This is a genomic window from Desulfotomaculum defluvii, from assembly GCF_054657375.1.
Genome location: NZ_BAAHYV010000007.1, coordinates 77039 through 102679 on the forward strand (window position 1 = coordinate 77039; position 25641 = coordinate 102679).

Consider the following 25641-nt stretch of genomic DNA (forward strand, 5'->3'; position numbering starts at 1 on the left):
AGAGGATAGTCTTATGAAAAATAGTATCAGTGTGCAGATGGTTAATATTACTGAAAATGATAAATAAGCCTAAGGAAGAACCAGATATTTGCTTATATCCACAAGTTTAGGGGGGAGATCACTATGAAATTAAGAAAAATATTACTCGACGGCGAGTCTGAATCAGGAAGACGCTTTTTTATGAAGCTGATAAAATGGCTGGATAATCCTAAAAGACTAAAATACAACAATCCTGATAAACTGGTTAAGGCATCTGGTATCAAGCAAGGACAAATTGTTCTTGAAATTGGATGTGGGTCTGGCTTTTTCACTATTACTGCAGCAAAAATGCTTGGAGATAAAGGTAGGCTCTATTCTACAGATATTCATCCTCTAGCTGTTGAAGAAACACAAAAAAAAGTTATTCAATTTGGGCTTAAGAATGTGATAGTCAAAAGAGATGATGCTATGAACTCCTCTTTTGCTGACGCTACGTTTGACCTGATTCTCCTTTATGGTGTCGTACCTGCTCCAGTCATATCTATGAAGGATATCTCCATGGAGGCGCATAGATTGTTAAAGCCTGGTGGTGTTTACGCGATATGGACGCAAATGCCATTGTGGTCACCATATTCTGTAATAAGATATACTTCTTTTGAAAAAATAGATAAAAAAGATGGAGTTTTCCGATTGCGAAAAATATAGATAAAGGCTTTAAGAGTGAAGTTTGTAGTTTTCCATCTGTTAATGTGGGTTATGTTATTGCAACAGGTGGAAGAACTATGTCTCAAGGACAATTAATCTATAAAACAACAAATGGTGGTGCCACATGGAAAGAGGTTGGCTCTGGACCTAGCACTTGGCTCTTGCAGTCAGGAGACTTTGTAGATGAAAACCTGGGCTTTATGAGTTATCCCAAAATAGAAGGAGCTAATACAAATTTATATCGAACAGAAGATGGAGGTAAGACTTTTGAGCCAGTTATATTACCTGTATTTCTGCTGATCCTAATTATGTAACTGGTTATATTGCATCTAAGGAAATAGGATATCTGCGGATTACCAAACTAAAGGAAATGGGAAGCCCGAATGGTGGAAGGAAGAACTGAAACGTGCTGTTCGGACAATTGGGGAAATTATAAACAAGTATCGAGGGGAAAGAAATGAAGAGTATTCAGCAATATAAAGAAAAAGTTCTAGACGGAGCCTTGCTATCAAAAGAAGAAGCGATGATCATTGCCAACGCTCCCTTAGAAGAAATTTGTGCAGCGGCCAATGAGATTAGAGAACACTTTTGTGGAAATAATTTTGATATTTGTTCTATCATCAATGGAAAAAGCGGAAGATGTTCCGAAAACTGTAAATACTGTGCCCAATCATCATTTTACGGTACTCAGATTGAACAATACCCTTTGTTAGATACAGAAATCCTCGTGGAACAGGCAAAATACAATGAAGAAAGAGGGGTACTTCGCTATTCTATTGTCACTTCCGCAAAGAAACTAAACAATCAGGAAGTTGACAAGGTTTGTGAAAGCATCCGTACAATCCGAAAGAAAACAGGGATTGCCGTTTGTGCTTCATTTGGACTTTTGGATGAAAAACAATTAATAAAATTAAAAGATGCAGGTGTAAGCAGAGTACATAACAATTTGGAAACATCCAGAAGGAACTTTCCCAATGTCTGTACCACCCATTCTTATGATGAGAAGATTGAGACCATCAAGGCCGCGCTAAGGGTAGGACTTAACGTTTGCAGTGGAGGGATTATGGGACTGGGTGAGACCATGGAAGATAGAATTGACATGGCCCTTACTATTAGAGAATTGGGGATTCGATCGATACCCGTAAATATGTTAAATCCTATTCCCGGTACTCCTTATGAGAATAATAAAATATTTACAAATGACCATATGTGCAGAATTGTCGCAGTGTTCCGGTTCTTGGTACCGAATGCATCTATTCGTCTTGCTGGCGGTAGAGGATTATTAGAAGATAAGGGAGTAAAATGTTTCCAGTCTGGAGCAAATGCCGCTATTTCCGGAGACATGCTTACTACGTTAGGAATTTCGATTGAACAGGATATGAAAATATTAGACAGATTAGGATATAAGGCAGCGTTGTGGAATGAGTAAGGGAATTTTTGTTACAGCAACAGGAACTGACGTTGGAAAAACATTTGTGGCAGCAATTAATGGTGAAAAAAACTTCGGGAAACAGGCTATAGTGCAGGATACTGTAAAGGGCGAGTTAATTATGTATATATTAGCCAAAAACTTTATTGATGGGATAATTTAAATAGCTAAGAATTACAAAGATGATCTTGGCTTGAAAATTGTATTCGAAAACAGATCTTTGTATATTTCAGGTTTCAGCAAAAAATCTTGGTTTGCAGAAAGATTTAATGATGGCCTTGTTTTTAAAAAGGGCAATGTGCGTGGGAAATGCTTTATTGAGTATATTCCTGCAGAAAAGCATGGGCACCAATGGAGGGAGTGTTAAAAAATTGAAGCATACTTACCTGTTTGAAGAAGGAAAATGGATTGGAACAGGAGTCTATTCTAATGAGAAAGGTGAAATCGTTCAGGTAGAGGGGCAAAGTATAATAATTCATAAAGATGAAGTCTGGATTAATGATGGTTCAATGAAAATATTAACAAATACCCCTGTTGAATTTTCTAACAGATATGAGATAACACCATTTGTTTATGGTAGCGAAATGACGAATTGGAAGTCATTTAACCCTGCCATAGGAGAACTAAAAGGTAAATTTATGATTGTACAAGATTCAATAATGTCAAATTACGTTTCCGCAGATGGGCAGTATACTGGTTTTGAATATCTTAAAAAAATTGACGATTTAATATATGAAAATAGAGGGTTTGCTTTTAAAAATGATAAAAAAATGTCTTCATGGGCAGTTCAATTAAAAAAGATTGATTAAGTATCTTATTAGATTCATTTCACATTCTTCTTATATTGTGCAGTTAGTCAGAAAAGCGTGACTTTCTTTTGAATTTTTTTCGTGAGACCATAACAAAACCATTGAAGCGAGGATGTATCATGACCAAACAGCATATCTATACAATGAGTGTCGCAAGTGTCTATCCCCATTATGTTACGAAGGCCGAGAAAAAAGGACGTACGAAAACAGAAGTCGATGAAATCATCCGTTGGTTGACAGGATATAGCCAGGAAGGGTTAGAAGCGCAACTAGAAAAACAGACAGACTTTAAGACCTTCTTTGCGGAAGCTCCCCAACTGAATCCTTCACGGACTTTGATCAAAGGTGTGGTCTGCGGCGTTCGAGTTGAAGACATCGAAGAACCAATTATGCAGGAAATTCGCTATTTGGATAAGCTGATCGATGAGTTAGCAAGGGGAAAAGCAATGGATAAGATTTTGCGGAAATAATGATTAATAACAACAAGGGTCAATAAAATAAAGTATGGGTAGTGCCTTTTGTAAATTTAAAAGGCGCTACCCTTTTTCGTTGGTTTGCCTAAAATACCATAAGAGAATAATTGTACCAATTACATCCAATAGAAAAGTGTTATCTATTGATGCCAGTTTTGGGATTGGAGAGGCATTGGTTTCGGGCTTGGTAAATCCCGATATCTATAAGGTGCGGGATGGCAAAATTTATGATAAAAAGATTTCAACTAAAAAATTGGCCATTTATGTAGTTCCAGAAGGAGGTACCAGGGAAGGGGCCATAGATGAGGCAAAACAGAATAGCCAGGATTTGGCTCAGTTAGAGGGCGGTAAAGAAGTCACCAATTCTCTACTTGCTTTCCTTGAAAAGTATGGTATGCGTTGTCCCGGAGAGATCGATATTACCAAGCCCCGTTGGAGTGAGAAACCGACGGCCCTTATCCCTATGATACTAAATAATATTAAGAATTTAGAGCCTAATGCCAGTAAGATGATATTTGAACAGGGGCGACTGGAAGCGGAAGAAAGAGAGCGAGAGTTTTTAAAGAGATTGGAACAATTGCCCGGTGGAAAAAGAAAAGCCAAAAAGACTAAAAAAATGCTTAGTGTGCTTCGAAATGTGATTGGTTTTAGAGAATACCCTAAATACTCCTTTATAAAACGGTTCCAGATTTATAAAAATGCCTTGCTCAAAGAAGCCTCTTTATTGGTGGAAAAAGGCATCCTCTTAGACAAGAAGGATATTTACTATCTAACCTTTGAGGAATTTAGAGATGTCGTTTGTACAAATAAGTTGGACTATAGCATCATAGTTAAGAGAAAAGCAGAGTATGAGGTTTATGAGAAACTGACGCCGCCTAGGGTGATGACCTCCGATGGAGAGATTATATCTGGTCAATATAATGCCGGAAATTTCCCTCAGGGTGCTTTAGTGGGAGTAGCTGTTTCTTCTGGAGTAATAGAAGGCAGGGCTAGGGTTGTACTAAAGCTTGAGGATGCAGTTTTAGAGGAGGGAGATATACTAGTCACGGCTTTTACTGACCCTAGCTGGACTCCATTATTTGTTGCGATAAGAGGACTGATTACAGAAGTGGGTGGATTAATGACCCATGGTGCTGTCATTACTAGAGAATACGGCATTCCGGGGGTAGTAGGTGTAGAAAATGCTACAAAATTGATTAAAGATAGGCAGATGATTAGAGTCAACGGAACTGAAGGATACGTAGAAATATTGTGACATAATAGGAACATAAAAATGTCAGAGGCATAACTACAAATTAATACCGCTAACCTTTTTCGTACTGGCTTTAAACGGTGTAATATAATCTCGTGAACGTATCATTAATGCGACTCTTAAAGAATTATTTTGGGTCAGGTGAAGTTCGTCATGGCTTTGACGGATTGGCAGAAATTTATTGTTGAGTTGAGCGCTAACCCCTTGACCGGGAACTTGCTCGGCTCGGTGGTACCCTTGTCCTTGGCTGGAGCTATCATCTGGCGTTCATCCATACAAGGTGCAATGATTGTAGCCCTGGGAAGTCTTTTGACTGTCATCCGTCATACCCGAAGGGACAATTAAATAATCAAGAAAAAGGTGTAAGCATTTAAGACCTTATAAACCAATGGTTTGAAAGAATCTGTATAGAATAATATAAGGGTATTGTCCTAAAGTAATTTTAAGGAACAGTACAGTTTATTATTTTAATTTCAAATTGAATAACTAATCAAACAACTCTTTTTTCTTCTTCTGTTGTTATTGCGGAGGATGATATACGATACCTAAGGGTGACGGTTCTCACCGACTCTTGTCTACTCCATTGAATTAGGGGAAAGGTGGAAATAAATTTATGAATGATAAAATAGTAATAGTCACTGGTGCAAATTCGGGTATAGGCAAGGCTGCAGCAATCAGGTTTATAGAAGAAGGGTACAAGGTTATTATGGCTTGCCGTAATCTTGATAAAAGTAAAAAAGTACAACAGGAAATAATTGAACTTACTGAAAATGACAGAATTGATTTGCTTCAACTTGATATGTCTTCCTTTAAATCAATAGAAGACTTTTGTTTTGGGTTTAAAGAAAAGTATAAAAAGCTGGATATATTAATTCATAACGCTGGATATTTCAATCATGGTGAAAAAAATTATCAGCTTAGTCCTGATAATATTGAACTATCATTTGCTACTAACGCAATTGGCCCATTCCTAATGACCCAATTGTTGACTGATATACTTAAAAAGTCGGAGGATGCGAGAGTTCTCAATGCTTGCACTACTAATGTCAGGCACTTCTTTGAACCAAAACGGAAAATAGACTTTGAGAATTTGCAGGGGGAATTTATGGACACCAGGCCTTATAATATTTACAAAATGTATGGCGACTCTAAAATGGCATTATTGATGTTAACATTCAAAATGGCAGATAAATTAAAAAAAGATGGCATCAAAGTAAATGCAGTTCAAATACCTGCGATAAAGATGTCAAAAGAAACGATGAGGAAATTTAAATCAGCGTGGAGAATTGCCGCAGTTGTTCAAAATGTTTTCAGCTCTTCACCAGAGACCATGGCAGATACCTACTTCCATATATGTACTTCCGAAGAATTTAAAGATATTACAGGTAAACTTATCAACAATAAAAGGGAAATTATGCAATCATCACATTATGCCAGCGGATTAATACAAGAAGTAAAACAGCTTTTTGATAAGGGCGTTTACCCTAAATATGCTGATAATATAGATAATATTGAAATGGTGTGGGATTTAGCTGTTAAATTAACTAAAGCTAAGATGAAAATATATGACTAACAGTGACGACGCATTCTTCTTATTTTGTGCAGTTAATCAGAATAGTTATTAAATTTATGGTTTTAAGAAGTGTTCCATAATAGTGAAAAATTGGTGGTTGGTCTTTTTTGCGGCTAATGTGTTAGTGCTTATATTATTGTACAATAATGAAAAAAAACTAAATTAGCGAAAGAATTAGAGGTGTAATTATGTTTAGAGATATGAGAAGAAAAAAACAATTATTATGCAGAGAAGAGACGATTGAAATTATAAAGTTATGCACATCTGGAGTTTTAGGTGTAATTGGTGATGATGATTACCCATATACCGTTCCAGTAAGTTATGTTTATATAGACGGCAAACTATTTATACATAGTGCAAAGCAAGGGCATAAGATTGACAGTATAAAAAAGAATGATAAAGTAACATTTTGTGTGATAGAAAAAGATGAAGTAAAGCAAAAAACTTTTACTACCCATTTTAGGAGTGTTTCCATCTTTGGTAGAGCAAGGATTCTTACAGGGGATTCTGATAGGCGATATGCCCTTGAAAGTTTAGTTAAAAAATATTCACCTGATTATATTAAAGAAGGACAGCAAGAAATTGAAAGAGACTGGAATAGAGTATGTTTAATCGAAATCAAAATCGAACATATGACAGGTAAAGCAGCTATTGAAATTATCAATGGTAATAAGTAAAATTTATGGTTTCAAAAAGTGTTTGCAGCCAGATATTAGCAGAGCACAAGGAGGCGAAAACAGTATAAAAATCAGATTCTGTATATAATAAAGCAAGGGTATTGTCCTTAGTGTTTTAAGAGGCAGTACCCTGTTTTTGTTACTTGTCAAATCTGCCTAAAAAATAATGAGCTAATTGTTCAGGAAAGTAGGTAAATATTTGGTAGCAATATGTGAATACGTAAATGGATAATGTGGCAGAATAATACAGTGGGTAACTAACCTATTAATACTTATCTACGTTAGAATTCTCATTTTGGAGGATGCATATGAGTCAAAAGGACTTGGGGCAGATGAAAGAGATGGGTTTTGGACAAGCATTCAGAGCAAATTTTCTGGGTGATGCTCCGAACTGGTACAAAACAACAATTCTCGCTTTTCTGGTGTTGAACCCAATTTTGTTGTTTACAGCCGGTCCGTACGTTACCGGTTGGGTGTTGATTGCCGAATTTATCTTTACTCTTGCAATGGCGCTAAAATGTTATCCGCTTCCTGCAGGTGGACTTCTTGCGATCGAGGCTGTTGTGTTCGGGCTTACTAACCCATATTCGATCTATCACGAAGTTCAAATGAACCTCCCAGTTATTTTGCTTCTGATGTTCATGGTCGCTGGGATCTTTTTTATGAAAGAAGGTCTTGTGTACCTGTTTTCTAAGATCCTTACCAAAGTACGATCTAAAGTCGCGCTTGCATTCCTGTTCTCTATAATGGGTGCAGTTCTTTCCGCTTTTCTTGATGCGTTAACCGTAACGGCGGTGATTATCGCCGTTGGATATGGATTCTACAGCATCTTCCACAAGTTTGCTTCCAGCAAAGAAGTATACGAAAAGTATGACGTCAATAACGATCATATTATTGATGGCAAATATTATGAGGACCTGGACCAGTTCCGTGGTTTTCTGCGCAATCTGATGATGCATGGTGCCGTGGGTACTGCATTGGGCGGAGCAGCAACACTGGTTGGTGAGCCGCAGAACCTAATGATCGGTACCATTATGAAATGGGATTTCGTTGATTTCTTTTTAAACAGCGCACCTGTGTCTATCCCTGTAATGATCGTTGGTTATACAACTTCCATTTTCTTGGAAGTCACCAAGTTTTGGGGCTACGGTTATCAGCTTCCCGAGTCTGTTCGAAAAGTTATGGAAGATGATGTAAAAACTAAGGATGCGGAGATGGATACTCGTGGACGTGTACGCCTGATTATTATGGCTATAACCGGCGTTGTGTTAATTATCTCCCTGGCGTTACACCTGGCAGAAGTCGGTATTATTGGCCTGATGATTATCATCCTGCTTACCTCTTTCAACGGGGTTATTCAGGAAGGGAAGATCGGTCATGCGTTTGAAGAAGCACTGCCGTTTACTGCGTTGCTGGTGGTATTTTTTGGTATCGTTGCGGTTATTCATGACCAAAATTTGTTTACGCCAATCATTCAGTGGGTACTATTGAACGTAGAAGGACAGAATCAGCTTGTCGCTTTCTTTGCGGCAAACGGTATCCTTTCTGCAATTAGTGATAACGTATTTGTCGCTACCGTATACATGTCAGAAACGCAGAAAGCGTTTGAAGCTGGAGTCATTGCGCAGGAACAGTATCAAAAAATGGCAGTTGCAATCAACATGGGTACAAACATCCCTTCTGTTGCTACACCAAACGGTCAGGCGGCGTTCCTGTTCCTATTAACCTCGGCACTTGCTCCATTGATTCGCCTGTCTTACATGGAAATGGTGAGACTGGCTCTGCCATACGCTATTGTTATGACTATTACAGGTCTTTTGGCAACAATGTACCTGTTGTAATCAAAAATAAGTTGAAGAATCCCCATAACTTCAGTTTTCTTAATTAGTAAACATAGCAGGGCAGCAAATAGCTGACCCTAGCTTTTTTTTAGCCATCAGCTAAACGGCCATGGGCCATGAGCCTTGGCCCAAGGTCTCTGATGTCTATTCACATCCGTCAAGGCTCATAAGGGTAAGATATAATAAGTCTAGGCTTCTTTGCTTAGAATAGTTCAGGCACATGGGGTAAATCTAAGTGAAACAAAAAATCACAAAGAGGATTTGCTCATTTACCGTCGAATAAATTTATAGAAAAGGTAGGAAAAATGAATAGTATAAGATTATTTATAGCCATTGACATACCCCCGGAGTTAAAGGATCGACTAACAACAGTACAGGATTCTCTTAAAGGTTACACTTCCGGGGTGAAGTGGGTAAGTCAGAATAATTTTCACTTAACACTAAAATTTCTCGGTGATACCCCAGAGGATCGCTGTAAGGATATTGCTGAAGCCATGCGGCAAAGCTGTCAGCAGTTTTCCTCCTTCACTCTTTCATTACAAGGTTTAGGTACCTTTCCGGGTAGAGGAAAACCCAAAGTCCTATGGATGGGTATACATGGCCATAAGGATATATTACTGGCGTTACATAGTTCCTTAGATAAAAATTTGGCTAAACTGGGCTTCATAATGGAGTCTCGAAGATATTCTCCTCACTTGACCCTAGCTAGAATAAAAGATTTTTGTGACACAGCTAGACTAGGGGCAGAAATTGCTAAGCATGAGTATGAAAATTTTGGACAATGGCAAGTCACCAGCATTCATTTGATCCAAAGCACCCTTACATCCTCCGGACCAATTTATACAACATTAGAAACGGTCTTAATTAGCCATTAGACATTAGCTATTAGCCGTTGGCTTCGCTGCCGTGGGAAGTCTCATCCCAAATATGTCATTAACAGCTAAATGAAAGAAGCTTAAAGTTAAAGCCAAAAGCTAAAGGCTAACAACTAGAAGGGGTCTAATCAAAAATAATTTGGCATAGAGTTTTATAGACTATGCAATATATTCTATTTGTTTGCATCATGATACCTCTCAATTTATTTTTTAGGAGGTTAATTATGATAATACTAGGCTTAAACGGCAGTCCCAATGCTGATGGTAATACTGCTTTTATGCTGAGTAAAGCATTGGAAGCAGCAAGTGAACTGGGAGCAGAAACGAAACTGATTCACTTGGCGGAATGTGTGTTAAGTGCAGATCCACTGTTTTGTGATGCTTGTACAAACCCTTGTGTGGGTGCCTGTTATTTGGATACCCCTCTAGGAAATTTAATGGAACTGATAAGAAATGCAGATGGAATTATTTTAGGTAGTCCAGTTTACTTTGGTACTATTGCTTCACCAATGAAGCTTTTTTGGGATAAAACCAGAGCACTGCGTAAAGAAAAGGCTTTAGTAGATGTAGTGGGGGCAGCAATTGCTGTGGGTGCTTCTCGTTTTGGTGGGCAAGAACTAACCGTACGTGCCCTACAAGATATCATGTTAGTGCATGGTATGACACTGGTGGGGGATGGAGCCTATGGAAACGATCCTGGGCATCACGGTGCCTGTGCCCAAAAACCTGCGAAAGATGATCCCTTGGCCGCAAATCGCAGTAGGATAATTGGCCGCCGTGTAGCAGAGGTGACCCAAGCCACCAGTTCCTTGCGGAAAAGGAAAAAAGGATAGAATAACACATGGAAATTCGCCGGCAAACCGAGGAGCTTGAAGCAAAATTTTTATCGCCTTTAGCCTGCCTTAGTAAGAATACTCAGGGCAGGGAACGGCAAGAAGAACCCTGTCCAATAAGGACTGGATTTCAGCGTGATAGGGATAGAATTATTCATTCTAAGGCATTTCGAAGACTTAAACTTAAAACACAGGTGTTTATTATCCCAGAAGGGGATCACTATCGCACCCGTTTAACCCATACCCTAGAGGTAGCTCAGATTGCCAGAACCTGTGCCAAAGCTTTAGGACTCAACGAAGACTTAACCGAAGCTATTGCCTTAGGCCACGATTTAGGACACACTCCCTTCGGTCATGCCGGTGAAAATGTCCTAGATAGCCTCTATGAGTTGGGTTTTAAGCATAATGAGCAGAGTCTCAGAGTAGTAAAATATTTAGAGGGTGACCATGGCTTAAACCTTACCTACGAGGTTCTTGACGGTATTTTGAACCATACTGGTCCCCATAAACCTAAAACCCTAGAGGGGCAAATTGTAAAAATAGCTGACAGAATAGCCTATATCAATCATGACATTGATGATGCCCTAAGAGCGGGAGTATTAGAAATCAGAGACATTCCCTGGGATTGTTTAAGTGTACTGGGAGTAAGACATAGTCAACGCATCCATACAATGGTGTATGATCTAATACAATTCAGCATGGGCAAATCAGAAATAGGTATGAGTAAACAAATTCACGAGGCTATGAACAACTTAAGAACCTTTATGTTTGAACATGTATATATTGGTTCTGAGGCCAAAAAAGAAGAAGAAAAGGCAAGGCATGTGGTGAGAGGACTATATCTTTACTATGTTGAAAACTATCACCATTTACCCCTTGAAATGCGAAATAGGATAGAGCAAGAGGATGTTTCCAGAGTGGTAGTAGACTATATCGCTGGTATGACTGATCGTTTTGCAGTGGCTCAGTACAAAAAACTATTCATTCCTAAAGGATTTCCTTTAGAATAAGTTAGTGTTTATATTAGATGCAAATATTGGCAATAATAGAGCTGTTGCCATTAGAAAAAATGTCGAAGTGTTGCAGGAGATTTTTTAATCGTAGCGAATAATCTTTAAACTGTAGTTCGGATTCCGGGAGCATTCCAAGAACAGGAAAAACCCCCTGTCCATTAAACCAAAACAAGGAAGGAAATAAAGGGGTGATTTTATGGCTGGACGGATTCCGGATTCTGTAATAGAAGAGATTAGGCAAAGAACTGACATTGTCGAAGTTATATCTAGGTATATTAATTTGGAAAAACGCGGTAAGAATTATCTGGCCCTTTGCCCCTTTCACCAGGAGAAGACACCTTCCTTTAACATAAACCAGGAAAGGCAGATATTTCACTGCTTTGGTTGTGGCGTTGGGGGGGATGTCTTTAAATTTCTAATGATGGTGGAGGGTCTTTCTTTCCCCGAGGCTGTAAGGTCCCAGGGAATAAGAATTGGTATTGATGTTCCTGAAGAGGCTACACCAAAGGATAATATCCAGCAAGCTAAGAAAGACAGAGCATTAAAAATATATGGCCTAGTAAGAGATTTTTACCGTTTCCTTTTGACTAAAGATGTAGGCATTCCGGCAGTAAAATATTTAGATTCCCGAAATATCACTGGTACCACCAGAGAAAACTTTGAGTTAGGTTATGCACCCCCGGGGTGGGATTCATTAACCAGATTTTTAACAGCCAAAGGTATTTCTGGAGAAGAGTTGACAAAGCTAGGTCTAGTACATAAGAAGGAATCCGGTGGTTATTACGATAGGTTTAGAAATAGAGTTATGTTTCCCATTTGGGATAGTCAGGGGCGGGTTGTGGGCTTCGGTGGCAGAACAATGGGGGATGATTCTCCTAAGTATCTAAACTCGCCAGAAGGGGAATTTTTTAAAAAGGGTCAACTTCTTTACGGCTTACATATAGCCCGTAAAGGTATTAGAGAGCTAGGGTATGTTGTTTTAATGGAAGGTTATATGGATGTAGTTGCAACCTATCAGCATGGTGTAACCAATGCTGTAGCATCCTTAGGAACTGCCTTTACCCGTGAGCAGGGAAAATTACTTATGAGTTATACCCACGATGTTGTTATAGCTTATGACTCAGATAATGCCGGGGTCAAGGCAGCAGTTAGATCAGCAGACATCCTGCAAGATTTAGGCTGCCAAGTCAGAATTGCTACCATAGTTGGAGCAAAGGATCCCGATGAGTATATTCAAGCTTATGGACTGGAAGGTTGGCAAAAGGTAACTAATCACGCAATGCCAATGGTCCAATATAAGTTATTGCAGGCAGCACAGAAACACGGCCTACAAACTCCAGGTGCAAAGCAAAGAATTCTTCAGGAGGTGCTACCCAATTTGGCTTCTGTGGCCAGTGCCATTGAATTAGAAGATACAGTTAAACAAACGGCCACAGTTTTGCAAGTCAACTGGGAGACTGTGCTGGAGGAAATTAAAAATTATAAAAAAAACACTAGAAAAAAACCTTTATTCAAGGATAATTCTGCAAATAATAGTCATAATATACCAAGTATGAGGAAATTTTTGCCTCAGCAGCCAAAGGACGCGAGATCTGTTGCTGAAGCAGGTATACTACGATTAGTCATAGAAAAAAATGAATTTCTAAATTATATTCTTAAGAACTTAGGCACTAATTTCTTTCAAAATAGTTTATACCAGAAAATATTTGATGTATATCTCGAGAAGGGACAAAATTCAACCACGAAATTATTGGATGAGTTAGATGAAATATCCCAAGGGGTTGTAAGAGGTCTACTGGTTCAAGAGACTCCAGGAGAAAATGTAGATCAAATACTTTCTGATTTTATTAATACCATAAAAAGATCCAGTGAAAAAGCAAAACTTGATGAATTGTTAATGCAATTGGCTGCGGCGGAGAAAAGCGGAGATACCGAAAGGGTAATTCAGCTGAGTCGTAAGATTAATCTTATCATGAAATCAGAGGGGCCCGAAAGGGGAGTGGCAACATGAGGGACGAAGCGAAAGTAGAACAAATTAAAGGATTAATTGAAAAAGGCAAAAAACGCGGGGTACTAACATATAACGAAATCATGGATACCCTTCAGGGTACCGAATTGTCGCCAGACCAAATTGACGACATTTATGAAAAGATTTCCGCTATGGGTATTGAAGTTGTCCCCTTAGCCAGCGATTTAGAGCCTCTGGAAGTAGATGATTCAGTGGACAATACACCTGAGGAAGAGGTCGAAGTAGAAGTAGATTTAAGTATTCCTGAGGGTATTGGTATTGATGACCCCGTTAGAATGTACTTAAAGGAAATTGGCCGGGTACCACTTCTATCCCCCGAAGAGGAAATAGAACTGGCCAAACGCATGGAGCAAGGTGATGAAGAGGCTAAACGTCGTCTTGCTGAGGCTAACCTGCGCCTAGTCGTAAGTATTGCCAAACGCTACGTGGGCAGAGGTATGTTGTTCCTAGATTTAATTCAGGAAGGGAACCTAGGCCTAATTAAAGCCGTAGAAAAGTTTGATTTTCGTAAGGGCTTTAAATTCAGTACCTATGCAACTTGGTGGATACGTCAGGCCATCACCAGGGCCATTGCAGACCAAGCTCGCACCATACGAATACCTGTACACATGGTGGAAACCATTAATAAGTTAATCCGTGTATCCAGGCAATTGCTTCAGGAACTGGGCAGGGAGCCATCGCCCGAAGAAATTGCTAAGGAAATGGACATTTCCGGTGATAAAGTCCGGGAAATTATGAAAATTGCCCAGGAACCTGTTTCACTGGAAACTCCTATTGGTGAAGAAGAAGATTCCCACTTGGGCGATTTTATTGAGGACGCAGATGCCCGAGCACCAGCAGAAGAAGCTTCTTTTACTCTGTTGCGCGAACAATTGGATGAAGTTCTTAAGACCTTAACTGACCGTGAGCAAAAAGTACTAAGACTGCGTTTTGGCTTAGATGATGGTCGTGCCAGAACACTGGAAGAAGTAGGGCAAAAGTTCGGTGTCACCAGAGAACGTATTCGTCAGATCGAAGCAAAGACCTTACGGAAATTACGTCACCCTAGCCGTAGCAAGAAGTTAAAAGATTATCTAGATTAAAAATAAGAAAAATGAAATATTGGGTTGACCTCACAGGGTTGTTTTAGTATAATAACTTTCGTGATGATGCTCCTCGATAGCTCAATGGTAGAGCAACCGGCTGTTAACCGGTAGGTTGTAGGTTCGAATCCTACTCGGGGAGCCAAATATAAGGGCCTATAGCTCAATGGTGGAGCATCCGGCTCATAACCGGCTGGTTCCAGGTTCGAGTCCTGGTGGGCCCACCATCTTAGAAGTGGGATATGAGAGGTTGGAAGTGAGAAAACCTCTTCAAATTAAATCTCACCTCTAACTTCTCACATCTCACCTCTCAAACGGCCCCTTGGTCAAGTGGTCTAAGACACCGCCCTTTCACGGCGGTAACACGGGTTCGAATCCCGTAGGGGTCACCAAATAAGATATGGGCGATTAGCTCAGCTGGGAGAGCGCCTGCCTTACAAGCAGGATGTCGGCGGTTCGATCCCGTCATCGCCCACCAAAAAAGCCTTACTCTTTTGAGTAAGGTTTTTCTTTTGTTAAGAAGAAAAAGGGGAAGGTTTGTATGCTTTCCTTCCCCATTTTTCGTAATAGCTTAATTCTTAAACTTCTCAATATCTTTTTGTTCGTTGTTTTTCTTGCGCAAAGTAGTTAAAACACTACTTAAATGCTGCTCCATTGCCTTTTTTGCTTCATCAGCTTTGTGTTCAATAATAGCTGTCAAAACACGCTCGTGTTCATCAATGGAACGAACAGCACGTCCTGGTATAAGGTGGGTTTCAATGGTGTTTCGATCCATCATATCGAGAATGTTTTCTGTTAATATGGCTATGACTGGGTTTTGTGATGCTTCAGCTACCAACAGATGGAAGTTGTGGTTTAATTCTGCGAATCTTTCAGGGTAGTCAGCTTCATCGATGGTTCTAGCTTCCTCCAAAAGGGATTTAAGTTTAATATATTCCTCTGGGGTACAACGTTCAGCGGCCCAAGCAGCTGCAGCCTTTTCCAAAAGAATACGGACTTCATAAATGTACTCTAGAGTATCTTGATGGTAATGTAGAAGTTGTGATAGATGTTGCCCGACCATATTACCATCGGGAGTTGCCACAAAAATACCAACTCCGTGTTTAACTTCAAGTAGACCAATACCTGCCAAGGTTTTTACAGCATCTCTAATCACAGTACGGCTGACACCTAAATTCTCCGCCATGTCACGCTCTGTGGGAAGACGGTCTCCAGATTTTAATTGTCCTGTATTTATAAGGTTTTTAATATAACCAGCAACCTCGTTACGAAGGCTTTCACCGCGCCCAATTCGATTGTTAAACATATAGACACCCCTGCTTTTTATCCTTAAGAGGTAATACCTTTAAAAAGTATATTACAGTATTTCACAATATCAAACAATATGTAATCGTAATAATTTTAACAATTATATAATAGACAAAAAGATTAGAAAAAATCTAGATAAAATTTAGTTTAATAATATGGGAAATTAATTTTGTCGAATTAGGTCGTGTCAATGACATTTTCTTATTGACTAATTAAGTTATCAATTGTACAATCTTTTTAGCTGGTATTACCACATACCTAATAAAACATACCTAATAAAACATACCATGTGGAAAAATTTATCTTAGTATAAGAATTTTTTTGTGGCAAATTACCAAAAATAAAGTAGCTATGATAATTGCTACACATGAGGTGAGTAAATTGAAAACCGTAGTAACTGAATTAATCTGGGAAGAGGGTCTGGAGATCCTTAGAGAATTAGGGGAGGTTGTTTACGACCAAAATCTTTGGAAAAGTGACAATTTAGCTGAAGCTATCAAAGATTGCGATGCCCTGATCGTAAGAAACCAAACAAAAGTAACTGAAGAATTAATGGCTCAGGCCCCTAATTTGAAGGTTATCGGACGTTTGGGTGTAGGCTTGGATAACATCAATGTTGCTGCAGCCAAAGCCAAAGGTATTCCTGTGGTGTTTGCTCGTAATGCCAATGCTGTTTCCGTTGCTGAATATGTTTTTTCGGCTATGTTTTCCTTCTCCCGTCCACTGGAAAAGGCTACTCAGGATGTTAAACAGGGTAACTGGAACCGTAAACTCTGGACTAGGGAAGAAATCTATGGCAAAACACTGGGACTCATCGGCGTAGGTGAAATTGGTGCAAGATTAGCTTCCCGAGCTAAGGCCATGGGTATGAATGTACTTGGTTTTGACCCGTTTTTGCCACCCTATGAACTTGCTTGCACAGATATCGGTGTATGCATGACTTCTTTGGAGAAAGTATTGGCCGAGTCTGACTATGTAAGTTTGCATGTTCCTTTGAATGATAAAACCAGAAACTTAATTAATAAAGATAGCCTAAGCACCATGAAAAAAACTTCTTACATAATTAACACTGCCCGGGGTGGCGTGATCAATGAAGAAGATCTTTATGAAGCACTAAAGGCCAACACCATCGCAGGTGCTGCCCTAGACGTTTTAGCAAAGGAACCACCAACAGGCAATAAACTGCTGGAGTTAGACAACGTAATCTTGACACCACATATTGCTGGGCTTACAGAAGAAGCGCAGGTTCGCACCTCAGAACTGGTGGCCCGTGAATGTATCAAGGTTTTACGTGGTCAAGGATCCATGTGCGTAGTAAGGTAATTCTAAGAACCGGAGGGTGAACAATGAATTTTTCTGCAGGAAAATTGCTTGAATTCTGCTCCAACCTCTTGCAGGGTGTGGGTGTTCCTAAGGCAGATGCCGACATTGTAGCAGAGGTATTAGTAGATACAAGTCTAGAAGGTCTAGATACTCATGGCATTAGCAGGCTTCCTATTTATACAACCCGCATTCAAAATGGTCGGATTAACCCCAAAGCCAGTATTAAAGTGAACAAAACTGCTCCTGCTGTTGCGGTGGTTGACGGTGATAATGGTTTAGGGCAATTAGTCGGTGTAAAAGCAATGGAAGTGGCCATTAACTTGGCTAAAGAAGTTGGCATGGGCGGTGTAACAGTAAAACACAGCAATCATTATGGGGCTTCTTCCTACTTTTGTAAGCAGGCTGCGGCTGCTGGTATGATTGGATTTGCCTTTACCAATACACCATCTGGCATTCCACCCTGGGGTGGTAGAGAACCATACTTTGGTACCAACCCCATTGCCTTTGGTTTTCCCAGCAAAGAGCAGCCAGTTGTGGTAGATATGTCCTCCAGCATTGTTGCCAGAGGTCATATTATCTTAGCTTCCAAACAAGGCAAACCAATTCCAGAAGGATGGGCCATTGATAAAGATGGTAAACCAACCACCGATGCCAAGGCTGCTTTAGCCGGTGCAGTGCTGCCAATGGCAGGTCCTAAGGGTTATGCCATGGCTCTGGCTGTGGAAATCATGGCGGGTGTTCTAAGTGGGTCAGCCGTAGGTAAGGAAGTTGGTTGGATTTATGATGAAAGTACCAAACCAGTAGATATAGGTCACTCCTTTATGGCACTGGATGTATCAAAATTTATGCCTATTGATGAATTTAATGACAGAATGCAGCAAATGATAAGGGAGATTAAAGAGACGCCAAAAGCGGAAGGGGTAGAAGAAATCTTTATCCCTGGAGAGCGCAGAACTAATAAAGCCAATACCCGTAAAGTAGAAGGCGTTCCTGTACCCGACCAATTACTAAATGAATTAAATCAATTGGCTGAAACAGTAGGTGTACCAACTTTAGGCTAAGGCAAAGCTTTGCAGGAGCTGTAATTCCTACCGCCCTGTAAAAAGTTATAAAACCCCAGACAAAAAAGGAGGAGTTTCAATTGATTAAGTTTTTAGTACACGACCCCGAAGATATGGTTGGGGTTGCAGTGGCTGATATTGAAGCTGGTGAAACTGTAACCGGTAAAATTCAAGACTCTGATCAAACCATTGAAATTAAAGCCATTAGCAACATTCCCCTGGGTCACAAAATCGCCCTTAAGGACATTGCTAACGGTGAAAGAATCATCAAGTATCACATCCCCGTTGGTAAAACCGTTGCTGACATTAAAAAGGGTGAACATGTACATACTCACAACTTAAAAACTGAAAGGTGGTAAATATAATGAACATCCCAACTTTTATGGGCTATCGCCGTGAAAATGGCACCGTTGGTTGCCGTAACCACGTAATTATTTTACCTGTTGACGATATCTCTAACGCAGCTGTCGAAGCAGTGGCCGCTCACGTTCAAGGCACCATGGCTTTACCTCACCCCTATGGTCGTCTGCAGTTTGGTGAAGACTTAGAACTGCACTTCCGTACCCTGATTGGTACTGGTTGCAACCCCAACGTTGCTGCTGTAGTTGTTATCGGTATCGAACCCAACTGGACCAACCTGATTGTTGAAGGTATTGCCAAGACTGGTAAACCAGTTGCTGGCTTCTCCATCGAGCGTCACGGTGACTTCAAAACCGTGGAAATGGCTTCCTGGAAAGCTAAAGAGTTTGTTCAGTATGCCACTGAATTACAAAGAACTGAGTGCAGACTGGATGAGCTAACCGTTTCCACCAAATGCGGTGAGTCTGACACCACCTCTGGTTTGGCTGCCAACCCCTCCATCGGTCGTCTGTATGACCGTCTGGATCCCATGGGTCTGACCCTGTTCTTCGGTGAAACCTCCGAGTTAACCGGTGGTGAACATCTGGTAGCAGATCGCTGCGCTACCCCCGAAGTAAGAGAAAAATTCATGAAGACCTGGACCGATTATAACCAGTTCATCCTTGACCAAGGTGTAGACCTGTGCGGCACCCAGCCCACCCAGGGTAACATTGCCGGCGGCTTAACCACCATTGAGGAAAAAGCCCTTGGTAACATCCAAAAGATCGGTAAAGTAGCAAAGGTACAAAGCGTACTGGCACCTGCCGAAGCACCCCAGGGCAAAGGCCTGCACTTCATGGATACTTCCTCGGCTGCTGCTGAGTGTGTAACCCTGATGGCTGCTGCTGGTTCTGTATTACACTTTTTCCCCACCGGCCAGGGCAACATTGTAGGTAACCCCATCATTCCTGTAATCAAAGTATCTGCAAACCCCATTACTGTAGAAACCATGTCTGAACACATTGACGTAGAGCTAACTGGTATTCTACGTGGTGAAATGGATCTGGATGGTGCAGCAGATAAGTTAATGGAAATGATGATTCGTACTCTGAATGGACGTAACACTAATGCTGAAACTCTGGGTCATAAGGAATTCGTTCTGACCAAGCTTTATCGCTCCGCTTAATTCAGTAGGGTATTTACTGAAAGGTAAAGGTACTGACTGAATGTCAGTACCTTTTGCCAATATTAAATTAAGTACAATTAATCTCAGTGAACCTTATTTATTTATGCGCTTAAAAGGTAAAATATTCGGACTATTTACAAGTAGATTTTCTAGCTTTCTAGAAATTTAATAATTTAGCTCAAAAATTGGAGGGAGGTCTCTACGTGCGTAAGATTAAGCTATTAGCAATTGTTCTAACTTTAGTCATGGCCATTGGCCTTGTAACCGGATGTGCTGGCAACAAAGAAGGTGCAGATAAGGATGGCAAAGCAGCTGCTAATTATCCTGAAAAACCTGTTAATATGATTATTGCTTTCACAGCAGGTGGTTCCAGTGACGTACAAGCTCGGATTATGCAAAAATACTGGAACAAATATGTACCAGAACAACCCTGGGTCTTTGTTTATAAGTCTGGTGCCGGCGGATCCATTGGTTTTTCTGAAATTGCCAAGTCCAAACCTGATGGTTATACCATTGGTGGGGTAAACGTACCTCACATTAACCTACAGCCTCTAGGCCAGGGTGCTCAGTTTGGTGTTGATCAGTTTGATTACATTGCTCAGGTTGTAAATGACCCTCAGGTTATCGTAGTTAAAAAAGGTAGCCAATTTAAATCCGTTCAAGAAGTTATTGATTATGCAAAAGCTAACCCCGATAAGCTAAAAATGGGTATTGTGGGTACTTTTACTGGACACCACCTGACATTACTAGACCTGCAAGATAAGACTGGTATTAAGGTTGCCCAGGTTGTTTATAAAGGTGCCGCTGACCAGAACGCTGCTCTGCTGGGTGGTGAACTGGATGTCATGATTGGTAACTACAACGACGTAATGCGTAGTTTGGATCAAATGACTATTCTAGGTATTGCTACCGAAGAAAAGTATGAGGCACTACCTGATGTACCGACTTTGAAAGAATTAGGAGTCGATGTAGTATCTGACATTCGTCGTGGCTTTGTAGCACCCAAAGGAATTCCTGAAGAAAGTCTGACATTCCTGCGGGATACCTTCGAAAAGATTTGCAATGATCCTGATTACATCAAAGATATGGAAAAGGCTGGTCAGCCTCATGATTATATGAGTGGAGCAGACTTTGAGAAATTTGTTATGGAAGAGAATGAAAGAGCTAAAGAATTATTAACCAAATACGATCTGCTTAAGAAATAATTAGGATTTCTAAAGGGTAGGGAATAAACCCCTACCCTTTAAAAGAGATTTTCAGACTTATTGTTAAAGTTTTTAATAATATCCTGCAGATTATTACGAGAGTTCTTATAAAATAATTACCCGTAATGGTACCAAGGATCATCTGTGGAATTTATTAGGGAAGAATTCATGATATTTATACCATTAAATTCTTTACCAAACAATTAATTGAATACATGTACAAAAGTGTAATCCTTCAAATTAGTGCATAGAGGAACCATATTTGTTATATTAGTAACTGGACTAGTCCATAGCGCAAAAGTTCTTGTGGTTCCTATTACAATATGCTTATGAAAGAGGGTGGATAAGGTTGTTTGAACAAATGCTGGCAGGTTTGCTGAATGCATTGACTCCAATTAACTTATTAGTTGCTTCACTTGGCATGGCAGGGGGTATCATCATTGGTGCTCTGCCAGGTTTAACAGCCACTATGGGTGTAGCTCTAATGGTGCCCCTGACCTTTGCCATGGATCCTTCTACCGGCCTTGTTTTGTTAGGCGCCATTTATTCCGGTGCTATTTATGGTGGTAGTAACTCAGCCATCTTGATTAATACGCCCGGAACACCTTCGGCGGTAGCCACAACCTTTGATGGTTGGCCCCTTTGTCGTCAGGGTAAGGCCGATGAAGCATTGATTGCATCCCTATTTTCCTCCTCCTTCGGAGGTATCATAGGTACTTTGTTTCTGGCATTTTTGGCAGTTCCTATGGCTACCGCAGCCTTAAAATTTGGTGCTCCAGAATTTTTCTGGCTGTGTATCTTTGGTTTAAGTACCATTGCGGCCATGTCCATGGACAATGTGACCAAGGGTCTGATTTCCGGTGGTATCGGTTTGTTGATAGCAGGTATTGGTTTAGATCCAATGCTTGGTACACCCAGATTTACCTTTGGCTCTGATGCGTTAGTAGCAGGTATTGACGTAATTCCAGCCATGATTGGTTTGTTCTCTTTCTCTCAAGTTATTAGTTTGATCGGAAGTAAAGATAAATTTATCGCTGATTACAATCCCTCCAAGGGTGCAGCACAGAGGGTTGTAACCAAAATATTGAAAGATTGCAAAACAAATCTTATGCGTTCCTCCATTGTTGGTACCTTTGTTGGTATTCTACCGGGTGCTGGTGGTGAAATTGCTTCTATTATCACTTATAACGAAACTAAGCGCTGGGACAAAAACCCACAAAAATATGGTAAAGGTGCCATAGAGGGTGTTGTGGCCTCTGAGAGTGCCAACAACGCAGTTATTGGCGGTTCTTTAATTCCTATGTTAACTTTGGGCATCCCAGGTAGTGCGGTGGCTGCCATCATCATGGGTGGTCTGCTGGCCCATGGTATTGCCCCTGGCTTTAAGATCTTTTCAGAAAATGGTGATGTAGCTTACACCTTCATCATGTCTCTGGTTGTAGCCAACGTTTTAATGTTCTTTATTGGTTTAGCCTTAATTAAAGGTACGGCTCGGATTCTTAACGTACCCACCACCTATGTTGGCGTCGGTGTTGTTGTACTTTCTGTCATTGGTTCCTATGCCATTCGTAACAGCATGATGGATGTTGTAATGATGATAGTCTTTGGTTTAATTGGTCATTTTGGCAGCCGTATAGGGCTGGATACCGGTGCCATGGCCCTGGGACTTATCCTCGGCCACATTATCGAAGAAAATCTGGGTAAATCACTGGCCATTGCCGGTGCAGAAGGTTCCATTTGGACTGTTTTCTTTACCCACCCCATTTCCTTAGTGCTGATTATTTTAACCTTGGCATCTGTAATGACCCCTTATTTTTTGAAAAAACGTGCAGCCCAGTCAGTAGCAACTGAGGGAGGTGCTTCCAATGAGTCATAAAGTAGCGGATATCTTAACAGGTATTGTTACCCTTTTGGTGGCAGCAGCCTTTTATGTTCAGGGAACCGAATTGGAGTTTGAAAGCAATATATTTCCTTTGGTCATTGAAGTATTTCTACTGTTAACCGGTATTTATATGCTCGTCAGAGGATTTCTGGACAAGAGTGGAAAGTCTATGGGAGATACGAATATTGATTACCGTCGCGGCATGCTCATGGTACTGGCATCAGTAGTGTATGTTGCAGCAATTAGTTTTATTGGTTTTTATGTATCCAGTTTCGTATTCTTAGTGCTGATGTCTTGGTTCCTCAGTGACAAAGGCTTAAACTTGAAATCTTTTGGTATTTCTACTGTCTTTGCAGTGATCATGATTATCGCTGTATACGGCACCTTCTCCATGTTCCTAGATGTGCCGACTCCTGTAGGAATCCTTTTCTAAAAACCCTTATATCCCTTGTCAATAGGCAGGGGTTATAAGTTGCCGAAACCAACAACTTGAAAAGATTATTAGGTTGCGTACACATTGGGTAATACAATGGGTTGTATGGCTTGTGTTGACTTTGCTGTGATTCGTTTGAACAAACGGCTTATAGCAAAATCAATATAAAACATCATAAGGTACATGACTATTTGAATGAAGGGGGGAAACTAGCCAAATAATTTTTCTTAAAATACAGATTATCAATTAACATATCAAGGAAAAGAGGTGCTATGTAATGTTTGAACAAATGCTGGCAGGTTTGCTGAATGCATTGACTCCAATTAACTTATTAGTAGCTTCACTTGGCATGGCAGGTGGTATCATCATTGGTGCTCTGCCTGGTCTAACAGCCACTATGGGTGTGGCCCTGATGGTGCCCCTGACCTTTGCCATGGAGCCCTCAACTGGCCTTGTTTTGTTAGGTGCCATTTATTCCGGTGCTATTTATGGTGGTAGTAACTCAGCTATTTTGATTAATACACCAGGAACACCTTCGGCGGTGGCCACAACCTTTGATGGTTGGCCCCTTTGCCGTCAAGGTAGGGCCGATGAAGCATTAATATCTTCCTTATTTTCTTCCTCCTTCGGAGGTATTGTAGGTACTTTGTTTCTGGCATTTTTAGCAGTACCTATGGCTACCGCAGCCTTAAAATTTGGTGCTCCAGAATTTTTCTGGCTTTGTATCTTTGGTTTAAGTACCATTGCAGCTATGTCCATGGACAATGTGACCAAGGGTCTGATTTCCGGTGGTATCGGTTTGTTGATAGCAGGTATTGGCTTAGATCCAATGCTTGGTACACCCAGATTTACCTTTGGCTCTGATGCGTTAGTAGCAGGTATTGACGTAATCCCAGCCATGATTGGTTTATTTTCTTTCTCCCAGGTTATTAGCCTAATCGGTAGTAAAGATAAATTTATCGCCGATTACAATCCCTCCAAAGGCGCAGTAAAAAGAGTATTAACCAAGATATATAAGGATTGCAAAACAAATCTTATGCGTTCCTCCATAGTTGGTACCTTTGTTGGTATTCTACCAGGTGCTGGTGGTGAAATTGCCTCTATTATCACCTATAATGAAAGCAAACGTTGGGATAAAGATCCCCAAAAGTATGGTAAAGGTGCCATTGAGGGACTAGTGGCCTCTGAGAGTGCCAACAACGCAGTTATTGGTGGTTCCCTAATTCCTATGCTAACCCTTGGGATCCCAGGTAGTGCGGTGGCTGCCATCATCATGGGTGGACTGCTGGCCCACGGTATAGCCCCTGGCTTTAAGATCTTTGCCGAAAATGGTGATGTGGCTTACACCTTCATCATGTCCCTAATTGTTGCCAACATTTTAATGTTCTTTATTGGATTAGCCTTAATCAAAGGTACTGCCCGAATTCTTAACGTACCTACCACCTATGTTGGCGTTGGTGTAGTTGTACTTTCTGTCATCGGTTCCTATGCCATTCGTAACAGCATGATGGATGTGGCTATGATGATTGTCTTTGGTTTAATTGGTCACTTTGGCTCCCGTATAGGGTTGGATACCGGTGCCATGGCTCTGGGTATTATCCTTGGTCATATTATCGAAGAAAACCTAGGTAAATCACTGGCCATTGCCGGTGCAGAAGGTTCCATTTGGACTGTTTTCTTTACCCACCCCATTTCCTTAGTATTGATTCTGTTAACCTTGGCATCTGTAATGACTCCTTATTTCTTGAAAAAACGTGCAGCCAAGTCAGTAGCAGCTGAGGGAGGTGCATCCATTGAGTAATAAAGTGGCGGATATTTTAACAGGTATTGTTACCCTTTTGGTAGCAGCAGTTTTTTACGTACAGGGAATTGATTTGGAGTTTGAAAGCAAAGTGTTTCCTCAAGTCATTGAAGTATTTCTGTCATTAACCGGTATTTATATGCTTGTCAGAGGATTTCTGGATAAGAGTGGAAAGTCCATGGGCGATGCAAATATTCATTACGGTCGTGGTATGCTAATGGTATTGGCATCAGTATTGTATGTTATGGCAATAAGTTATATTGGCTTTTATGTAACAAGTTTTGTATTCTTATTACTAATGTCTTGGTTCCTCAATGATAAAGGCTTAAACTTGAAATCCTTTGGTGTTTCCACAATATTTGCAGTGATCATGATTGTAGCTGTATACGGCACCTTCTCCATGTTCCTAGATGTCCCGACGCCAAGTGGAATTTTCTTTTAGAATGTTATCTAAATCTCTTTGGAATCCTGCTCTTAACTGAGAGCAGGGTTCTTTGTATTTTTACACATTACAAAGTAAAAAAATAACAAAA

At 40.4% G+C, this 25641-nt stretch carries 27 protein-coding genes, 4 tRNA genes and 1 pseudogene; 31 read left to right on the forward strand and 1 reads right to left on the reverse strand.

Annotated elements, in window-relative coordinates; genetic code table 11:
- Positions 1 to 123: 123 nt before the first annotated feature.
- The 22 genes and pseudogenes from ACYQ03_RS07420 to ACYQ03_RS07525 all read left to right on the forward strand — a co-directional run bounded on the left by ACYQ03_RS07420 (position 124) and on the right by ACYQ03_RS07525 (position 15048).
- Positions 124 to 684, forward strand: a complete 561-nt coding sequence (locus ACYQ03_RS07420; protein ID WP_459908889.1) for a class I SAM-dependent methyltransferase — start codon at positions 124 to 126, stop codon at positions 682 to 684.
- 77 nt (positions 685 to 761) lie between these two features.
- Positions 762 to 998: a WD40/YVTN/BNR-like repeat-containing protein gene (locus tag ACYQ03_RS07425; protein WP_459908891.1), complete on the forward strand. Its 237-nt coding sequence runs from the start codon at positions 762 to 764 to the stop codon at positions 996 to 998.
- A 23-nt stretch (positions 999 to 1021) separates the two neighbouring features.
- Complete coding sequence (locus ACYQ03_RS07430) at positions 1022 to 1087, forward strand: hypothetical protein (RefSeq protein WP_459910774.1); 66 nt, start codon at positions 1022 to 1024, stop codon at positions 1085 to 1087.
- A gap of 54 nt (positions 1088 to 1141) precedes the next feature.
- On the forward strand, positions 1142 to 2113 hold the full coding sequence (gene bioB, locus ACYQ03_RS07435; RefSeq protein WP_459908893.1) for a biotin synthase BioB: 972 nt from the start codon (positions 1142 to 1144) through the stop codon (positions 2111 to 2113).
- On the forward strand, positions 2106 to 2276 hold the full coding sequence (locus ACYQ03_RS07440; RefSeq protein ID WP_459908895.1) for a hypothetical protein: 171 nt from the start codon (positions 2106 to 2108) through the stop codon (positions 2274 to 2276). Before bioB ends, ACYQ03_RS07440 begins: the two co-directional genes overlap by 8 nt.
- 75 nt (positions 2277 to 2351) lie before the next feature.
- Positions 2352 to 2450, forward strand: a pseudogene (locus ACYQ03_RS07445) (GNAT family N-acetyltransferase); the annotation flags it as partial.
- Between the two features lie 34 nt (positions 2451 to 2484).
- Positions 2485 to 2922: a hypothetical protein gene (locus ACYQ03_RS07450; RefSeq protein ID WP_459908897.1), complete on the forward strand. Its 438-nt coding sequence runs from the start codon at positions 2485 to 2487 to the stop codon at positions 2920 to 2922.
- 119 nt (positions 2923 to 3041) lie between these two features.
- Positions 3042 to 3392 carry a DUF2200 domain-containing protein gene (locus tag ACYQ03_RS07455; RefSeq protein WP_459908899.1) on the forward strand — a complete coding sequence of 117 codons (351 nt, stop codon included), beginning with the start codon at positions 3042 to 3044 and terminating at the stop codon, positions 3390 to 3392.
- Positions 3393 to 3426: 34 nt separating this feature from the next.
- Positions 3427 to 4650 (forward strand): PEP-utilizing enzyme, encoded by a 1224-nt coding sequence (locus ACYQ03_RS07460; protein ID WP_459908901.1) that lies wholly within the window; start codon positions 3427 to 3429, stop codon positions 4648 to 4650.
- 150 nt (positions 4651 to 4800) lie between these two features.
- Positions 4801 to 4992, forward strand: coding sequence for a hypothetical protein (locus ACYQ03_RS07465; protein ID WP_459908903.1), 192 nt, complete (start codon positions 4801 to 4803; stop codon positions 4990 to 4992).
- A gap of 268 nt (positions 4993 to 5260) precedes the next feature.
- The gene (locus ACYQ03_RS07470; RefSeq protein WP_459908905.1) at positions 5261 to 6220 is read left to right on the forward strand and encodes an SDR family NAD(P)-dependent oxidoreductase; all 960 of its coding nucleotides are present in this window, start codon (positions 5261 to 5263) and stop codon (positions 6218 to 6220) included.
- A 188-nt stretch (positions 6221 to 6408) separates the two neighbouring features.
- Positions 6409 to 6897 (forward strand): pyridoxamine 5'-phosphate oxidase family protein, encoded by a 489-nt coding sequence (locus ACYQ03_RS07475; RefSeq protein WP_459908907.1) that lies wholly within the window; start codon positions 6409 to 6411, stop codon positions 6895 to 6897.
- 308 nt (positions 6898 to 7205) lie between these two features.
- Positions 7206 to 8738: a sodium/proton antiporter NhaB gene (gene nhaB, locus ACYQ03_RS07480; RefSeq protein WP_459908909.1), complete on the forward strand. Its 1533-nt coding sequence runs from the start codon at positions 7206 to 7208 to the stop codon at positions 8736 to 8738.
- 305 nt (positions 8739 to 9043) lie between these two features.
- Positions 9044 to 9613 (forward strand): RNA 2',3'-cyclic phosphodiesterase, encoded by a 570-nt coding sequence (gene thpR, locus ACYQ03_RS07485; protein ID WP_459908911.1) that lies wholly within the window; start codon positions 9044 to 9046, stop codon positions 9611 to 9613.
- Between the two features lie 224 nt (positions 9614 to 9837).
- Positions 9838 to 10446, forward strand: a complete 609-nt coding sequence (locus ACYQ03_RS07490) for a flavodoxin family protein (protein ID WP_459908912.1) — start codon at positions 9838 to 9840, stop codon at positions 10444 to 10446.
- 8 nt (positions 10447 to 10454) lie between these two features.
- The gene (locus ACYQ03_RS07495) at positions 10455 to 11456 is read left to right on the forward strand and encodes a deoxyguanosinetriphosphate triphosphohydrolase (RefSeq protein WP_459908914.1); all 1002 of its coding nucleotides are present in this window, start codon (positions 10455 to 10457) and stop codon (positions 11454 to 11456) included.
- A gap of 199 nt (positions 11457 to 11655) precedes the next feature.
- On the forward strand, positions 11656 to 13470 hold the full coding sequence (dnaG, locus tag ACYQ03_RS07500) for a DNA primase (protein WP_459908916.1): 1815 nt from the start codon (positions 11656 to 11658) through the stop codon (positions 13468 to 13470).
- On the forward strand, positions 13467 to 14570 hold the full coding sequence (rpoD, locus tag ACYQ03_RS07505; protein WP_459908918.1) for an RNA polymerase sigma factor RpoD: 1104 nt from the start codon (positions 13467 to 13469) through the stop codon (positions 14568 to 14570). Before dnaG ends, rpoD begins: the two co-directional genes overlap by 4 nt.
- Positions 14571 to 14640: 70 nt before the next feature.
- A tRNA-Asn gene (locus tag ACYQ03_RS07510) sits at positions 14641 to 14715 on the forward strand.
- Between the two features lie 7 nt (positions 14716 to 14722).
- Positions 14723 to 14797: transfer RNA gene (locus tag ACYQ03_RS07515), tRNA-Ile, on the forward strand.
- 89 nt (positions 14798 to 14886) lie between these two features.
- Positions 14887 to 14962: transfer RNA gene (locus ACYQ03_RS07520), tRNA-Glu, on the forward strand.
- Positions 14963 to 14972: 10 nt separating this feature from the next.
- Positions 14973 to 15048: transfer RNA gene (locus tag ACYQ03_RS07525), tRNA-Val, on the forward strand.
- Positions 15049 to 15141: 93 nt separating this feature from the next.
- On the opposite strand, the gene ACYQ03_RS07530 is transcribed toward ACYQ03_RS07525, so the two are convergent.
- Positions 15142 to 15876, reverse strand: a complete 735-nt coding sequence (locus ACYQ03_RS07530; RefSeq protein ID WP_459908919.1) for a FadR/GntR family transcriptional regulator — start codon at positions 15874 to 15876, stop codon at positions 15142 to 15144.
- 374 nt (positions 15877 to 16250) lie between these two features.
- Here ACYQ03_RS07530 and ACYQ03_RS07535 point away from each other — a divergent pair, with 374 nt between their 5' ends.
- The 9 genes from ACYQ03_RS07535 to ACYQ03_RS07575 all read left to right on the forward strand — a co-directional run bounded on the left by ACYQ03_RS07535 (position 16251) and on the right by ACYQ03_RS07575 (position 25550).
- Positions 16251 to 17201, forward strand: coding sequence for a hydroxyacid dehydrogenase (locus ACYQ03_RS07535; protein WP_459910775.1), 951 nt, complete (start codon positions 16251 to 16253; stop codon positions 17199 to 17201).
- Positions 17202 to 17224: 23 nt separating this feature from the next.
- On the forward strand, positions 17225 to 18262 hold the full coding sequence (locus ACYQ03_RS07540) for an Ldh family oxidoreductase (protein WP_459908920.1): 1038 nt from the start codon (positions 17225 to 17227) through the stop codon (positions 18260 to 18262).
- An 80-nt stretch (positions 18263 to 18342) separates the two neighbouring features.
- Positions 18343 to 18621, forward strand: coding sequence for a UxaA family hydrolase (locus ACYQ03_RS07545; protein WP_459908921.1), 279 nt, complete (start codon positions 18343 to 18345; stop codon positions 18619 to 18621).
- A gap of 5 nt (positions 18622 to 18626) precedes the next feature.
- A complete protein-coding gene (locus ACYQ03_RS07550) occupies positions 18627 to 19787 on the forward strand; it encodes a UxaA family hydrolase (protein WP_459908923.1) in 1161 nt (386 codons plus the stop codon).
- A gap of 203 nt (positions 19788 to 19990) precedes the next feature.
- Positions 19991 to 20992, forward strand: coding sequence for a tripartite tricarboxylate transporter substrate binding protein (locus ACYQ03_RS07555; protein ID WP_459908924.1), 1002 nt, complete (start codon positions 19991 to 19993; stop codon positions 20990 to 20992).
- Positions 20993 to 21341: 349 nt separating this feature from the next.
- Positions 21342 to 22868 (forward strand): tripartite tricarboxylate transporter permease, encoded by a 1527-nt coding sequence (locus ACYQ03_RS07560; RefSeq protein ID WP_459908925.1) that lies wholly within the window; start codon positions 21342 to 21344, stop codon positions 22866 to 22868.
- Positions 22858 to 23307, forward strand: a complete 450-nt coding sequence (locus ACYQ03_RS07565) for a tripartite tricarboxylate transporter TctB family protein (RefSeq protein WP_459908927.1) — start codon at positions 22858 to 22860, stop codon at positions 23305 to 23307. Before ACYQ03_RS07560 ends, ACYQ03_RS07565 begins: the two co-directional genes overlap by 11 nt.
- Before the next feature lie 277 nt (positions 23308 to 23584).
- Positions 23585 to 25108, forward strand: a complete 1524-nt coding sequence (locus ACYQ03_RS07570) for a tripartite tricarboxylate transporter permease (protein WP_459908928.1) — start codon at positions 23585 to 23587, stop codon at positions 25106 to 25108.
- Complete coding sequence (locus ACYQ03_RS07575; RefSeq protein WP_459908930.1) at positions 25101 to 25550, forward strand: tripartite tricarboxylate transporter TctB family protein; 450 nt, start codon at positions 25101 to 25103, stop codon at positions 25548 to 25550. Before ACYQ03_RS07570 ends, ACYQ03_RS07575 begins: the two co-directional genes overlap by 8 nt.
- The last annotated feature ends 91 nt before the right edge of the window (positions 25551 to 25641 follow it).